We start from the raw sequence: 15582 nt of genomic DNA on the forward strand, positions 1-15582 counted from the left end.
GTTAAAGTTACAGTTTAGGCACAGCGCATTCAGGAAACAAGAACGAAAACTAATAAAAGGAGAGAACATATAATGAAACTTTCAGGAAATACAATACTAATTACCGGTGGAAGTACTGGAATAGGATTAGCCTTTGCAGAACGATTTTTAAAAGCTGGAAATAAAGTCATTGTTTCTGGACGGCGTGAACATGTACTTCAAAAAGCGAAAGAGAAATTGCCTAGCCTTATTACTCATGTAAGTGATTTGAATATGGAATCCGAGCGTATAGCTTTATCGGATTGGGTAACAGCCAACTATCCAGAAGTAAATGTGTTAGTTAACAACGCCGGTATCCAGCAACGCTTTAACGTTCTAAAAACGGATGTAAAAAGCAATTGGGATTATTTCAGTAAAGAAATCACCACTAACATTGAAGCACCTTTCCATCTATCCATGTTGTTCGCTCCCTATTTTGCAACAAAAGAAGAGGCGACTATCATTAACGTCACTTCTGGGTTAGCTTTTACGCCGTTTGTGATTGCTCCGATTTATTCAGCAACGAAAGCGGCACTTCATTCCTTTACAATCAGCCTAAGACACCAGCTTTCTGATACGTCTGTAGAGGTAATTGAGGTTGTCCCGCCAGCAGTAAATACAAATTTAGGTGGAGCAGGGTTGCATACGCATGGAGAGCCGTTAGATGCCTTCGCAGATGGAATTTTCAAAGGATTAGAAGAGGGGAAAATAGAGATCGGATTTGGTACCTCTGTGCCTCGCTTACGCATGTCACGAGACGAAGTAGACGAACACGTAGAAAATATGTATAAGGCAACGAAAAATTCAATAAAATAGCTCGCTTATGGGGCTGTCCTTTTGCTGGATTGCCCTTTTTTCAATTCGCTTTTTATTGATTTACCTAGTAGATTGACTAGCACGTTATCATCGTCATTTCCAAATCTCATTTCTCACGATTCGCCCTTGTCAAAATAATCATCTGGCAAATGCAGTTCTTGCAAACAACTGATAAATTTTTCTTTGAAATTCGGATTTCTTTTATATTCCGGCCATACCGCCTGATAGTAAGGCAGCAACTTCTCATGTGGAATAACGCCCCAATATAAAATTGAGTTTTTCAGAACATGCGGGTCGTCGCCCACCAACATCTGTTCAATGATCTGCCAGCTTCCCAGCTTGTTTTCGCAACTGCGTGCGGCATAGATGGCAGTGGTTTGCATTTTCGGATCGGCGTCACACAAGAAAGGTGCAAAGTTCTGGAGCGTAATCGCACCGTAATCCTCCAGGATATATCCTGCATAACGCAACGTTTCCGGGTCGTGAATCCTATCAAGACTGTGCAAAATCGCTGGAATAAATTCCTTTAAATTTACTGTTTTACTGGAAGCGTGCAGAATCATTAAAGCTTGCAGAAAATCCTCATGTTCATCTGATTGCAATAGCTCCAGAAGATATTTTCTTCCCGTGTCAAAAGAAGTTTTGCAGATTAGCCGAACAGCTGTGGCTCGATTTTTTGGGCTTTGCTCCGCAATTTTTTTCAAAAAAACAAGGGTTGGCTGAGAAACTACTTTAAATTTGAACATTCCATCAAGCGCTTTTGCTTGGATTTCTTCGTTTGGAGCGCTCTGATAAATCTGGATCAGCGCATTCTCATCACCCGGCATTCGACTGCCAAACCACCCAATATCATAATCCAGAATAATTTCATCCAGCCAGCGTTCGTACCAGTCCAGAAAGCTGTCTTCATAGACAAAGAAAAAGGGATGATCGGGATGAAAATCGGAGGTGTACACAATTCTCCCCCTGTATTTCCCTTCAAGTACGATATACATGTCGTATTCGCAGCCTTGGGTGCCTATGCACAACATGCCGCCCAGCACCTTATTACGGGCGTCATCGTATTCCTCGTCGGGGATGTCCTCATCCTTGGTCAGGGGCTCAATCAGATGGTTCCATTCCTCTTTGGTCATCTCGGGGTGCAGAACGGATTTTGCAAGGAGTGCCTGGTGCTCGGTATAGGAAGTTGCCTTTTCAATCGGATAAATTCCATAATAGGGTCCGGCGCCTCCGTTGCCGACGTTCGTTAAAAACAGCGCGTAAGGCTCAGGAAGTGTGACCTGATTGTGGGCTTGCCAGTCCGCCAGCGCTTTTGCTGTAAGCTTCTCATTAACCTTATATTGATGTGAGGATGCTCCAAACACCAAGAAATCCTTGTCTTTGCTCATAGCCTGATTCAGTTTGTTTTGTATTCGATCCAGTTGCGTTTCTTTCTTCCTAAACCACATATTTTGTACCCTCCTGTTGACTATATAATATGTACCTTTAAGTAAGTTTTATATAATCCAGTGGATACTGTTTAATTAAAGTATGAAAAGTGATCGCGCATAAAATGAGTTAACGCATCCTTCAAATTTTGATGCCGTTTCAGATATTGGAACAAGATGGCCGAGGTGAGTACGATTTCAGAATCCTCGATACTAATAATCCAAGATGGTAGTTCCTCAGGATTATAACTAAATTCGCTAACGATGCCGTATGCTATACCTAGTTTATCCATTCTCTTGTGTAAAATTTGACGGATCTCGCCAGCCAGTTGATGAACATTAATATCATTCTGTTTCAGGGCCTTCTCCCTCCTCGTTCGTCAATCAATAGATAGTTTAAAATCAACAATAGCCTGTTCAGCCGTGACCTCATATCCTAATCCTTTGTAAAGTTGTACAGCAGCCTGGTTCTCCTCCAGTACTCCCAGATAGACATCTGATGATAGTGTTCTGCCCAGTTTTGTAAGTTGGCTCGTCAAGTGCTTTGCTAGTCCTTTCCCCCTGTGAGCAGGGCTTGTATATATGTTTCCGAGCTCCACGAGCTTAGAATCATAAAAGTGGAAGCCGCCTGCGGCAATAAAATGACCATTTTCCTTTATCCTAAGGAAAGGATATTGTTCAAGTTCGCTGCTCGTAAAAAATTTCATGCCCCCATTTCGCAATAAATCCACTATATCTGAAATGTCATTTCCCTTAACTAGCTCAGCCACGTTTGAATCGAGCAGTTTCGATTGATCCATATGCTTCATCGTTAAGAAACGTTGTGGGTTACCCGTTACAAGTCCATGAGACTGAAAAAGTTGTAGGTCACGATCACACAGGATTGTACCACAAACGGTATTTTTCTTAAGTTGAATGAGTTCCTCTGTAAAAGCAATAAGAGCTAGGAAGTTAAGCTGCTCTCGGTTGATGCAGTGGAAAGAAAACGCAGGGAAGGAGAGCCCACAAAAGTATGCTAAGACCCCTGTCAGCTTGTCATCTACATATTGACCAACAAATTTAGCCTGCTCCTTACGTTGAGTTAAATAGCTATAGAATAACAAGTGTTGATCCCTATGAATCTGGTCCGTTAATTGATAAATAGTTTCGTAGGTAAGCAGTCGATGAGAAATCATGTATTAGTCCCTTTCATTTCCATGTGGGTAATCTTCTTATTGGCATGATACCACAAATTGAAACTATCCTTCCCGCTTACCCCATATAGCCTTAATAATCTTGTGTTATACATCTCAAAGAATATATGAAGATTGCTTGCCACCGGAGTATAAAAATCCATAATTTAAGGATGATTTTCTCCGAAATTCATTGTATGGTTCCTGCCTCGCCTCTAATTTATGATGAAATTAAAGAGAGGTGAGGTGCCAAAAAATGAATACCAAATATTGAAAACGTATACAAATGAAGAAAAAATGCTTACAAGTGCAAGCTAGTCCTTAATCACCTGTCATCGATTACTTCAAAGTGTACTTCATATGTACACAATAATGAAAGCGTTTTCTGTAATGCATGTTGCAGGTCAATTGAGGCGGTATCATCTACTAATTCAAGGAGTGAGTCATATGCCAGATCCATGGAAAAAAAGGTTTTTCAGTATTCTCAGTTTTGTTCTCTTATCCTTTTTGTTGGTATCTCTTGATTTAATTCCAAGCTTAGCTAAAGCAGAATCAGCTCACTTGGTCACCGATGTTGAAGGGCGAACGTTGATGAATGCAAGTCAAGATTCATCCACTAATGACAATTCCTCTTCTATCGTCGTCAGCTCCAAAGATGCAATTCTTCAAGGTTACGGTGTAGAAAAACGGGATACCCCCTATACCGGCGATACGCTTTATAAAGGCGATGGCTATGTATCCTTCTTTTATGACTACGACCCAAATTCCGGCAAGTCCGACGGGACGGCCACGTTTAAAGTGAACGTGCCCACAGCAGGTCTTTATAGACTGAGCCTCGGCTACTACATTCCGGCGGGCACTGGTTCCAAGGATACCAGCATCGAGGTCAATGGCACAATGTCTGAGAACATAACGCTGGCTGCTCCTCCGAAAGGTGCGGCAGTGAACGAGAAAATATTAACCAAGATCATGCTGAATGCCGGCACAAACGAGCTTACTTTTGCAAGAGGCTGGGGATATTACGGGATCGAATACGTGAAGGTTGAATTCGCCAATCTGCCTGCTGCAATTAGCAAAATTGAAGCCGAAGACGGAGTCATTACTGGTGAGGTCAACATCGAAGCTGCTGATACAGGCTATTCGGGTAGCGGTTACGCCGCCTTCAAAAGCACAGGATCGTTAACCTTTGCCTATAATGCACCTTCAAGCGGGCTTTACAATCTTGCAATCGGTTACAGTAACCCCAATGGAGACAAAAAGACCCAATTGGTGGTCAAGGGCCAGACCAGCGAAATATCATTGCCGACAACAGCAAGCTACACAGAGGTATCCGGCGGTAAACTGATGCTGAATTCGGGAAACAATATCTTACAGTTCAATGTCGACTCGGACCAATATCATATCGACTACGTCAAGCTATCAGCAGTGTCCCCCCCGAAACTGCATCAAATTGAGAAAAAGCCAGTAAACCCGAATGCGACTGCGGAAACCACGGCACTCATGGGTTATCTCGTGGATAGTTACGGCAGCCACATTCTTTCCGGTCAGCACACTTTGGAGGATGCACAGTGGATTAAAGACCAAACTGGAAAGTATCCTGCCATGTTATCAATGGACATGATGGATTATTCCCCCTCTCGCATCGAGCATGGCGCCACCTCAACTGAGGTGGAAAAGGCAATTCAATGGGCCCAAGAAGGTGGACTTGTCACATTCGCATGGCACTGGAATGCTCCTAAGGGACTGTATGATATTCCCGGTAAAGAATGGTGGCGCGGGTTTTACACGGACGCTACTACATTCGATGTTCAATATGCACTTAGTCATCCCGAGTCGGAAGAGTATCAGCTTATCCTAAGGGATATCGATGCCATTGCTGCTCAGTTGAAACGCCTCCAAGACGCTCACGTTCCGGTGCTGTGGAGACCGCTGCACGAGGCGGAGGGCAAATGGTTCTGGTGGGGCGCCCAAGGTCCAGACTCCGCCAAGCAGCTGTACCGTATCATGTACGACCGCCTAACACACTACCATCACCTGAACAACCTGATCTGGGTATGGAACTCCGAGAGCCCCGAATGGTATCCGGGGGACGATGTCGTCGATATTGTAAGTGTGGATATCTACAACCAGGCGGCTAATTATAGCCCAAGTATCGGCAAGTATGACAGCTTGGTGAATCTCGTGCAGGGCAAGAAGCTGGTTGGTCTGTCTGAAAACGGCCCGATTAGCGATCCCGAATTGCTTCAATCCTATTCAGCGCATTGGCTCTTTTTCACTACGTGGACGGGCGACTTCATCCGTAATGGACAATATAACTCCCTGGATCATCTCATAAAAGTGTTCAACAGTGATTACGTGATCACGAGGGATGAGCTTCCTCAAGACCTGCTTACTTTATCCAAAAATAAAGCGGAGTAAGGCGCTTTTATGAGAATTACCGTATCCGTAACTATACCGTCCCGTCAGCGTCATGAAGTAACGAAGTAGTCTACTTTAAACAAACAGCGGCCACCTCTAAAAATAACCGGGGTAGCCGCTGTTTGTTTGTGCCTTGAGCAAAAGTCGTCTATGGCAAACCATTATGAAAAAAGGACCGTCTCCTTTCCGGCAGGAAAGTGGAAACGGTCCCGTTCTTTTATGTGAATCAAGTTAGTTAGTGGACCACAGCTTAATTCGGTCTTGGATATGCTTGGTAAAAGATTCTTCCATTTCTTGTACTCCGGCTTTCTCCAGTTCTGCCATATAGGCATCCCAAACCTTGTCGAAGTTTTCCGGCTTGGTCATGACAGCTTCGGGAATTCGTTTCCATGTAATATCCTTCATCTTGGCTCCGAGAATAACAGCCGGATCGTCATTGGGAAGAGGCATCGTGTAAGCTGCTCCGTATGCTCTCGGTTGGAATTCATCTTCCTTCGGGAATAGATCCTTCCAGTGCTCAATCTTATAGCCCTTCAGAACTTCCTTCTCCGACTTGTTATAAGTCGCCGTCAGCAGTTCCGGATAACTACGAGTAAAATAGTTGCCAGTTGAGTCCTTGATGCCATCACCATAATGGACCATCAAGTTCCAATATAGACCGATTCCGGACTCTTTTTGGAAAGCCGCATTGTCATTGTTCATCCGTTCAAGTACAGCCGGAATAATCGTCCGTTTGCCGTCTTTAACCGTGTAATGCTTGCCTTCAATTCCCCAGTTATTCAGGACTTGACCCTCTTCCGATGCCAGAAAATCGAGGAACTTAATAGCGCGTACCGGGTCCTTGCACTTGCTTGAGATCGAAATTCCGTATCCCCCATCAAAACCAGGCAGCCAGAAGTTGGTATCCTTGTACTCCTTGCTCATGGTGACTGGGTAATGACCGTAAGTCTGGTCGAATTTGCCTTCCGCCTTCAGTGCATTTTGTCCATCGCCATAGTCCCATTCTGGATCGGCTAGACCCAGTACGCGGCCAGAAGCCACTTTTGCCTTAAACTGATCGGTCTTCTGCACGAAGCTTTCCGAATCAAGCAATCCAATGGCATTCATGTGATTTAACCAACGGAAATATTCCTTTTCTTCCGGTCGGCGGAAATGATAAGTCGCTTGGTGAGTTTTTTGATCAATGTAGTATTCGCCGTCGTCTGGTCCCCCGGTCGTTTGGAAGCCTGAGTTGGTTACCTGGTACATATGCCAATCGTCGGCATTTAGGGACAGTCCGATATTTTTGTTGCCATTTTCGTCCGTCGGATGCTTGGTTATATAGTCCTTAATGACTTTTTCGAAATCCTGTACTGTACGAATGTCCGGGAATCCCGCTTCCTTGACGACACGGTGCTGGAGTTTAAATCCTACGTCGGGTTTGATTTTTTCTTCTTCGACAGCGGACCAGGTCGGAATAACATAGATGGATTGGTCATCTAAACTGTACTTCGCCCGAACAAGCTTGTCTCCTAGCATTTTTTTGATGTTTGGTGCATGCTTATCGATCAAATCCGTCAAATCAATGATTGCGCCAGCATCGACAAGTTTGCCGACATCCGCCTTAGCAGCGATTAAATCAGGATAGTTTCCTGTGGCTGCAATCAAGGAAATCTTTTGGACCGGGTCACCGACAGCGAATTCAGCATCTAGAGTTACTCCGGTTTTTTCCGCGATGACCTTGCCGACTTCATCCTTCATATTATTCCAATTCGTGCTGGAGTCTTCCGAAAAATAAGTAAGCGTGATGTCCCCTGTAGTTACGGCCTTGGTAGCCTCAGACGGATTATTACCGCTGCACCCTGCTAGGGTAGCCACTAAAGTCAGTGACATTACGAAAGATACGATCATTCTGTTTTTTCTTGACTTCATGGAGCGAACCCTCCCTGTATAATGAATGTTTGCTGCTTCGTTTTAGCTTTTTACCGCTCCAAGCGTCATACCTTTAACAAAATATTTTTGTAAAAAAGGATAGACGATAAGAATCGGCACGGTAACAATGATGGTAATTGCCATTTTAACCGATTCCGGGGATACCTGTGCCATACGCTCCGCCATATTAGCAGCGTCCTGGGAATTGGTTGCGCTTGTTGTCGTACTTTGCAAAATTTTCATCAATTCATATTGCAGGGTCGTCAACGATTCATTGGACCCATTAAACAGATAAGTATCGAACCAAGAGTTCCATTGCCCAACCGCCAAGAAGAGCGCTACGGTCGCTAATGCTGGTTTGCAAAGAGGAAGTATAACGCGCCAGTAGATTGTGAAATCGTTGGCACCATCCAGCTTGGCTGATTCCTGTAACGCATAAGGCAGGCCGTCAATGAAGGAACGAATAATGAAGACGTTAAACGCACTTACAAGACCTGGTAAAATATAGACGGCAAATGTATCAATTAAATGCAGTTCCTTCATCAGGATAAAACCTGGAATTAACCCCCCGGAAACATACATAGTGACAGCAAGAAAGATGGAGATGAACCTTCTAGCTTGAAAATCACTTCGGGCAAGTGTATAGGCAAGCATCGAGCCGCTGACCAAACCCGCTACGGTGCCAATGATGGTCCGCAGAAAGGAGATCTTGAATCCAGTGATTAACCCCTCATAGGTGAAAATCAAATCGTAATTCTTCAACGTAAATTGCCTTGGCCAGATGGTGATTCCCCCTCTAATGGTGTCTACCGAATCGTTAAAAGAGATAGCCAGCACATTTAAGAACGGGTAGATCGTCAGAACGGTGACCACAATCATGAAAAGATAAACAACTACCCCCAGGATTCGGTCTTGTGGTGATTTCGCCTGAAGCTTGTTGTTTAATCCGCCGACCGGCGTAGTGCTTTTGACAGCCTCCATGTCCATTCTCCTCCTTACATAATGCTCTCGTTGGTATAGCGCTTAAAGATTCCGTTAGCCGCAAACAATAGGACTAGGCTGATCACCGAATTGAAAATATTAATGGCCGTTCCGAAAGAGTAACGTCCCATCGCCAGACCATAATTAAGCGCATACAAATCAAGTACTTCAGAGTAATCGATGACCAGGTGATTGCCCAGCAGAAATTGTTTCTCGAATCCCGTACCGAGCAGATGGCCAATAGACATAATCAGGAGAATGATAATGGTCGGCCGGATTCCCGGCAGCGTAATGTGCCACATTTGCTGGAATCGGCTAGCGCCGTCCACCCGCGCAGCCTCGTATAATTCAGGACCAATACCGGCGATGGCAGCCAGATAAATAATGGCGTTCCAACCCGTTTCCTTCCAGATGTCTCCGAAAGTTACAACCCACCAAAATAATTTACCTTGGGCCATAAACTGGACTGGCTGATCGATGATGCCTAGACCCATGAGCATATCGTTTACGACACCGCCATCCGCTGAAAGCATTTTGGTGACGATGCCTGCAGCAACCACCCATGAAACAAAGTGTGGCAGATAAGATACGGTCTGAACAAATCGTTTTATCACTTGTATGCGGACCTCGTTGAGCAATAGAGCAAAGACAACCGGTACAATAAAACCAGCGACCAGTCCCATAAGACTCATAGCCAACGTGTTCCGCAGTACTTGGTAGAAATGATCATCTTGGAACAAAGTACGAAAATGCTCCAAGCCCACCCACTTCTGTTCAAAAAAACTCAAACCGGGTCTGTATTTCTGAAATGCCATTGTCCAGCCCCATAGCGGCAAATACTGAAAGACGAAGACCCAAATAACAAACGGAATAGACATGTAGTAAAGATACCTTTGGCTTTTAAATACCTTCCAAGCATTCCTCTTCGGTTTTTTGTATACGTTTTCCGAATTTGCTGTTACCGCTTTCATTTTCTCATCCCCTCTCTTAAAATCCATCATAAAACAGAGGAGAGTCAGAGCCCATACAACGGATTTCGGGAAAAATCATCCACAAATTATGGATTTCTATATTCCGACGGTGAACAGCCTTCGTACCTTTTGAATTTGCTATAAAAGTAGTTGACGCTTGTGTAGCCGACGCTTTCAGCGACTTCGTAAACTTTCATTCCCTGGTCCAGCAACTCCTTTGCCTTGTGGATACGGACTCTGTCCAGATAGGTGTTAAAGTACTCCCCAGTCTTGTTCTTGAATAGCTGACCCAAATAGGCAGTACTATAGTTTAGTAGTCCAGCCAGCGTTTCCAGCTTCAGGTTGTCTGTATAATGACTGTGAATGAAGTCGATCATTTTTTTGAATTCCTGCTCCTTTCCACGAGGTTCGGAGTCTTTCGCCAAAGCTAGCAGGAAACGGTAGGTCTCTTCCAAAAGGTCATCTAGGTGATCATGCTGGTATATCCCATTCAAAAAACGGGAAACTTCCTCCGTCTCTTTCAACTCGATACAGAACCCTGCGGTCAGCTTGTGAATGATCGCATTGGATAGAAAGAAGAACGACTCTTTGATCGACTTTTCATCTTGCCCCTGTTGGAGAAAAAATGCTGCCACCTCGTTCAACAATGGTAGTATGACATTCTGGTTTCCTACTTCCAGACTGTAATACAGGCGGAAGATGAATTCCTCCATCGTTTCTTCAGCTTTATCGACAGACAATCCGGGGGAAGCCAGCGAAGGAGAAAAGAAAGGATACGGATCTAGCAGTCGGTTCTTCTCGCTGAAAAAGGATCGTTTTACCGCTTCCTGGGCCTTTAAAAAAGATTTGCAAATATCTTCGGGAGCAGTTACTCCCCCTCCGGTTGCAGCGGCGAACCGGACCTTATCCGCAGCGTTACGAATCTCGTTGTACAGAGTTTCGCGTCGTTGTCTTCCACGCAGCGGCTCGTTGAGCAAAAGGACCGTATACGGCGGGATTACTGTGACAAGCCCCATCATCTGCCCCTCGATCGTTGCCTTCAATCCATTCGAAAGCTGGTATGCGACATCGGAACGGTCCACTTCGGAAACGCGCGGATACACGACCACAACTTCGTAGTGGGTCCACAACAAGTCTGCTTCTACTGCCTTACTTCTCAACTTGGTGGGATCTTCCGTCTTCTCTTGAGAGACGAGCAGGCTGTGCAGGTATAAATCCCGATTTATAACCTCCTTCTTACGCCACTCCCGTTGAAGGCGCTCCTCTTCGATCCGCTCGCGTACCTGCTTTAAACTGGCCGACATTTCAACAATGTCCACCGGTTTAAGGAGATAGCCGCACACCCCGTATTTGATCGCTTGTTTGGCATACTCGAAGTCGGCATATCCACTGAGGATCATAAAATGTAAATGATGACCGTCAGATCTCAAGTGCTCAATCAACTGTAAGCCATCCATAACCGGCATGCGGATATCGACGATTACGACATCGGGGGACTTTTCCTGGATGACTTCCAATGCTTCTTTTCCATTGGCTGCCGTAGCTGTAACGGTAAACCCAAGACTCTCCCATGGAATCAGCGTTTGAAGGCCTTGACGAAGCTTCGGCTCATCGTCAACGATAACTACCTTAATCATTTGGATTCACCCCCAGGTATGAAAAACTGAATACAAGTGCCTTTCCCTGGCTCGCTCTCAATGCTTAAGGCACTAGAGGTCCCATACAATAAGACAAGACGATCGTTTACATTTCGCAATCCAATTCGCTGGACCTCCTGCTCATGTACGGATGCAGCAAGCTCTTCTCGTACAAGGGCGAGACGATCACCTGTGAAACCGGCGCCGTTGTCACATACCATAACTCGGACCCCTTCTGGGATTTCCTTTACTTTCACTTCAATGACAGCTCCTTCTGCTTGATTATCCAGACCGTGTACAATAGAATTTTCCACCAATGGTTGGATAATCAGAGGTGGAACCAATATTTCCTCTAAATCCGGATCAATCGTTAAGCGATACTCCAAACGCTCTTCATACCGGAACTTTTGAAGATCAAGATAACAGCACACCCGCTCAAGCTCTTTACGCAGCGGAATCTTGTCGTTACCGGCCTCCAGACTGCTGCGCAACAACGCGCTCAACTGCCATACTGCTTTGGCGATATCGTCCTGTTGGCGAATGTGGGCTTCCATTCTGATGGACTCCAAAGAATTGAAGAGAAAATGCGGATTAATCTGGCTTGCCAGCATTTTGAACTTGATCTCGTTTTGTCTTTGCTCCACCAGACTTTTCTGACGATTCGTTTCTTGAACCTCCTGGACCAAATGGTTTACGTTACTGACGAGCGCGTTAAATTCCTTCGATAGTAGACCAACTTCATCTTTTCCGTCGATATGGAGATAGGTTTCCCATGAGCCCGCCCCTACCTGGGTCATATGCTTGCTCAAGCGAAGAAGCCTTCTGGATAGTAGCGAAGCAGAAGCATAGATAAGTAAGGCTGCAAATATCAGGCTAGCCGTGATCACGACTCCACCGAGCCATATCACTTGATTAGCATCTCGGGTAATCTCGGAAACGGAAAAAACGGAGATAATGCGAAGTCCATTCCAGCTGTTCTGTGGCGTTAGATTTGCGATCACCACTTTTGACGCTTTTCCGTTAATGAGTGTGTTGTAACTTCCCTCCTGTTGGAAAAGTATATTCTCGTCGGCATGAATTTCAGATAGATTCTTTCCGAACAACTCTGCTTCATTGGACGCGACGATCTGATTCCGGTTATCCACGATCAAGGTAGGGAACGATTCCTGATTCAGGATTGAATTTAATTGGCGCTTACTAACATTGATGACCAATACTCCTTTTTGCCCTAGTGAATTCACTGCGAATGAACGAATCAGGCTGAGATAATCGGCATCGTCCCTCTCATCCTTGATTAAGTTCCAGCCAGCCAATCCTTTCTTCTCTATAGCCTCCTTGTACCAATCTGCGGTTGTGATTCTTTCGTCCGGCTGAATAAATTCCCAGTTGTTCAATGCTCCAGGATTAGAAACATAGACTCGGATGCCGGATATCTCTTTGTACAATTGGAGGTAGTCACGAATACCTGTATACTCCCGGTAAGCCTGAATGACTTCAATGTAGCTGTCATACTTCTGGCTAGCCACCATTTTCATCCGGTTATCATTGGTTAGCCGATACGAGATGTCCAGTGGTACTTTAATCAGTTCTTCTGTACGATTTTGGACCCGATCGACATTGTTGGATACTTGCATAAAAGCGTCCTTAATGACGGCCTCTCGGAGTTTTCCCGTCAGAAACAGGCCACATAACAGCAAGGGAAGAACAGCTACCGAAATGAATGTAAGCGTCATCTTCTTCCTTAGTTTCATATCATTCATCATTCGTATAAAAAACATGGCTTGCCCTCCCCGATCAGTACGGCTGCTGCGCGCAAAATGCCCCTTTTCATATAAAAAGGGGCATGCATAACTCAATCAATTGTTTTCTATCTTTCGCCAATGTACTGTTGTACTGATCCTTTAATCCCTAAGCCTTGCTGGACTTTATGGCCCGAAGCCTGAACCATCCACTTTCATAGTCTTTCTGTCTGTAGACAAGAGGGAGGCCCAACTTCATAAGCCTATCCCCCCCATGGATAGACTTTTCCCCGCTATTTCCAGACTGAACTTCATATTCGAGTTCTGGATTTAGTCCATCAAGGCGCAGAGCTCGCCAAGGCGCGTTCGGGACAGCCATCACTTGGAAATAGTAGATGACGGCATCCTCTTGGTCTTCGGAAACAAACATCCAAGCCGACTCGTTATGTTCAAACGGACTCTTTAAGCGATACAAGTCACCCTTCTGTACTAAGCCACGAATCTGCTTGTATGCTGTGACTTGACGTTTAACCGTCTCTTTTTCCTCATCAGTGAATTTCGTGAGATCAAGTTCATATCCAAAATTTCCAGACATGGCGACATCACCTCGAAAATCAAGGGGCGTTATGCGTCCAACTTGATGGTTCGGAACGGCCGACACATGGGCTCCGATGGCGCTTACAGGATAGACAAGGCTAGTTCCATATTGAATCTTCAGGCGTTCCACCGCATCGGTATTATCACTAGTCCAGACTTGAGGCATGTAGTAAAGCATGCCTGGATCAAAACGTCCTCCACCACTTGAGCAACTCTCAAAAAGAATATGCGGAAATTCGGTGGTGACGCGCTCTAACAACTCATACAATCCAAGAACATAACGATGTGCAGTTTCAGATTGGCGCTCGGGCGGCAGTTCAGCTGAACCAATTTCCGTCAGGCACCGATTCATATCCCACTTCACGTAAGAGACTGGAGCACTGGAGAAAATGGCAGCCAGCGAATCGTAGATGTAATCGCGCACTTCCTTGCGAGTATAGTCCAGCACCAGCTGCCATCTGGCTTCGCTACGCCGCCGTCCTGGAACGTGAAGGCACCAGTCTGGATGCTTGCGGTACAATTCGCTGTCTGGAGAGATCATTTCCGGCTCGAACCAGAGCCCGAATTTAAGACCCAATTGATTGATGCGTTTCGCGACATCGGCCAGTCCGTCTGGCAGCTTCCGGCGATCTTCGTACCAATCACCGAGAGACGAATTGTCAGAATCCCGTTTTCCGAACCAACCGTCATCCAGGACAAAGAGTTCGATGCCTAGCTCAGCCCCCTCTTTCGCTATCGATACCAACTTATCCGCATCGAAGTCAAAATAGGTAGCTTCCCAGTTATTGACCAGAATAGGGCGTTCTTCATCCCTATATGTCCCTCGGCAAAGCCGAGTCCGATACAAGCGATGATATGTACGCGACATTTCTCCCAGTCCTTGACCGGAATAAACCATAACAGCTTCTGGCGTTTGGAAGCTCTCCCCTGGATTCAGTAACCATGAAAAGTCAAACGAGTTTACGCCAATGCTAAACCGTGTAGAGCCAAATGAATCTAATTCTGCTCCCGCCTCAAAGCCTCCGCTGTACACAAGGCTAAAGCCGAATGCCTCACCCTGGCTTTCCGTGGTCTCCTGCGTGACTAATGCAGTAAAAGGATTGAGCTGATGGCTGCTCATGCCTCTTTTACTATCAATTCGGGTTTCACCTTGAAGAATCGGTTTGCGGGTAATATTCCCTTCCCGAGCCCATGCTCCCGAAAGATACATGAACTCTAAATCGCTTTTCCCCGCGAAATCGACACTGGCACTTAGCGCGCGGAGGAGTCGAAGATTTTGTTCCCCCGCATTACTTAGACGAGCCGAACGAGCGATTACGTTTCGATCCGCGAAGACGGTGTAAAGAAGAACCACTTTAAGACCTGAAAAGGCATCTTTTAATTCCAGTTCCAACGTATCCGCTTCGGCTTCATTCTCGGTATAAACGGCCGGAAGCCCGGGTAAAGATGGCTTTCCCTTAATGATCCGGTAACCATCGTACTTTAACTCCGTGATGCGTGTTCCATCCTCAAGCTCTACTTGATACGCCGGTGTACGGAAGTCTCCACTCCCATACTGTGGGTATTCTTGCGGCAGCCGATCTAATCCAGCCGTCGCGGGAGTGTGAAGCAATAGATCAGCCATGGGTTCGCGGTGCCTCAACCTGTCTCCCCAGTATACATGTACAGGAAATCCATCGACAATCTGAATAATATAACTCATGCCCGACGACTGCAAATGAAACAGCCCCGGTTGCTCTTGAACAATGATACCCATTGGGAAAATAACCCCTCTCTTAGATAATAATCATCGGAGATCCACACCTAAAATGGCACTTAGAACAACCCTTTTGTAACAGCCATCAACTAAGTCCATATGGTGTAAAGCTTGATAAGATTCAATGATATAGCAATAG

11 protein-coding genes are annotated in these 15582 nt (G+C 45.5%); 2 read left to right on the forward strand and 9 right to left on the reverse strand.

The features are described 5' to 3' along the window. The first annotated feature begins 72 nt into the window (after window positions 1-72). Window positions 73-834 (forward strand): SDR family oxidoreductase, encoded by a 762-nt coding sequence (locus C400_RS0120220; protein WP_017428009.1) that lies wholly within the window; start codon window positions 73-75, stop codon window positions 832-834. Between the two features lie 113 nt (window positions 835-947). Here the strand turns inward: C400_RS0120220 and C400_RS0120225 are convergent, their stop codons facing one another. From C400_RS0120225 to C400_RS0120230, 3 genes are all read right to left on the reverse strand, one after another. Then, complete coding sequence (locus C400_RS0120225) at window positions 948-2282, reverse strand: SMI1/KNR4 family protein (protein WP_017428010.1); 1335 nt, start codon at window positions 2280-2282, stop codon at window positions 948-950. A 71-nt stretch (window positions 2283-2353) separates the two neighbouring features. Then, window positions 2354-2554, reverse strand: coding sequence for a hypothetical protein (locus C400_RS28105; RefSeq protein WP_228552516.1), 201 nt, complete (start codon window positions 2552-2554; stop codon window positions 2354-2356). 87 nt (window positions 2555-2641) lie between these two features. Next, entirely contained in the window at window positions 2642-3436 is a 795-nt protein-coding gene (locus C400_RS0120230; RefSeq protein ID WP_016819525.1) for a GNAT family N-acetyltransferase, read from the reverse strand. Window positions 3437-3793: 357 nt separating this feature from the next. Between C400_RS0120230 and C400_RS0120240 the strand changes: the two genes are divergently transcribed. Further along, window positions 3794-5851 (forward strand): glycosyl hydrolase, encoded by a 2058-nt coding sequence (locus C400_RS0120240; protein WP_231124986.1) that lies wholly within the window; start codon window positions 3794-3796, stop codon window positions 5849-5851. A 231-nt stretch (window positions 5852-6082) separates the two neighbouring features. On the opposite strand, the gene C400_RS0120245 is transcribed toward C400_RS0120240, so the two are convergent. From C400_RS0120245 to C400_RS0120270, 6 genes are all read right to left on the reverse strand, one after another. Then, window positions 6083-7762: an ABC transporter substrate-binding protein gene (locus tag C400_RS0120245; RefSeq protein ID WP_017428012.1), complete on the reverse strand. Its 1680-nt coding sequence runs from the start codon at window positions 7760-7762 to the stop codon at window positions 6083-6085. Window positions 7763-7804: 42 nt separating this feature from the next. Further along, on the reverse strand, window positions 7805-8743 hold the full coding sequence (locus C400_RS0120250) for a carbohydrate ABC transporter permease (RefSeq protein ID WP_016819521.1): 939 nt from the start codon (window positions 8741-8743) through the stop codon (window positions 7805-7807). A 14-nt stretch (window positions 8744-8757) separates the two neighbouring features. Further along, a complete protein-coding gene (locus C400_RS0120255; protein WP_016819520.1) occupies window positions 8758-9714 on the reverse strand; it encodes an ABC transporter permease in 957 nt (318 codons plus the stop codon). A gap of 86 nt (window positions 9715-9800) precedes the next feature. Further along, on the reverse strand, window positions 9801-11351 hold the full coding sequence (locus C400_RS0120260) for a response regulator transcription factor (RefSeq protein WP_017428013.1): 1551 nt from the start codon (window positions 11349-11351) through the stop codon (window positions 9801-9803). Next, on the reverse strand, window positions 11348-13129 hold the full coding sequence (locus tag C400_RS0120265; RefSeq protein WP_017428014.1) for a sensor histidine kinase: 1782 nt from the start codon (window positions 13127-13129) through the stop codon (window positions 11348-11350). The genes C400_RS0120260 and C400_RS0120265 overlap by 4 nt, the downstream gene beginning before the upstream one ends. A gap of 130 nt (window positions 13130-13259) precedes the next feature. Continuing rightward, entirely contained in the window at window positions 13260-15443 is a 2184-nt protein-coding gene (locus C400_RS0120270; RefSeq protein WP_017428015.1) for an alpha-galactosidase, read from the reverse strand. Window positions 15444-15582: the final 139 nt, after the last annotated feature.

The sequence above is a fragment of the Paenibacillus sp. ICGEB2008 genome, from assembly GCF_000307675.1.
In the GTDB taxonomy this organism is placed as follows: Bacteria; Bacillota; Bacilli; order Paenibacillales; family Paenibacillaceae; genus Paenibacillus; species Paenibacillus polymyxa.

Excerpts from the sequence above, each read along its gene's own strand:
- C400_RS0120250 (WP_016819521.1), bottom strand. The coding sequence starts at position 8,743 with ATGGAGGCTGTCAAAAGCACTACGCCGGTCGGCGGATTAAACAACAAG.
- C400_RS0120270 (WP_017428015.1), bottom strand. The coding sequence starts at position 15,443 with ATGGGTATCATTGTTCAAGAGCAACCGGGGCTGTTTCATTTGCAGTCG.
- C400_RS0120265 (WP_017428014.1), bottom strand. The coding sequence starts at position 13,129 with ATGTTTTTTATACGAATGATGAATGATATGAAACTAAGGAAGAAGATG.
- C400_RS0120230 (WP_016819525.1), bottom strand. The coding sequence starts at position 3,436 with ATGATTTCTCATCGACTGCTTACCTACGAAACTATTTATCAATTAACG.
- C400_RS0120255 (WP_016819520.1), bottom strand. The coding sequence starts at position 9,714 with ATGAAAGCGGTAACAGCAAATTCGGAAAACGTATACAAAAAACCGAAG.
- C400_RS0120245 (WP_017428012.1), bottom strand. The coding sequence starts at position 7,762 with ATGAAGTCAAGAAAAAACAGAATGATCGTATCTTTCGTAATGTCACTG.
- C400_RS0120240 (WP_231124986.1), top strand. The coding sequence starts at position 3,794 with ATGTACACAATAATGAAAGCGTTTTCTGTAATGCATGTTGCAGGTCAA.
- C400_RS0120220 (WP_017428009.1), top strand. The coding sequence starts at position 73 with ATGAAACTTTCAGGAAATACAATACTAATTACCGGTGGAAGTACTGGA.
- C400_RS0120225 (WP_017428010.1), bottom strand. The coding sequence starts at position 2,282 with ATGTGGTTTAGGAAGAAAGAAACGCAACTGGATCGAATACAAAACAAA.
- C400_RS0120260 (WP_017428013.1), bottom strand. The coding sequence starts at position 11,351 with ATGATTAAGGTAGTTATCGTTGACGATGAGCCGAAGCTTCGTCAAGGC.
- C400_RS28105 (WP_228552516.1), bottom strand. The coding sequence starts at position 2,554 with ATGGATAAACTAGGTATAGCATACGGCATCGTTAGCGAATTTAGTTAT.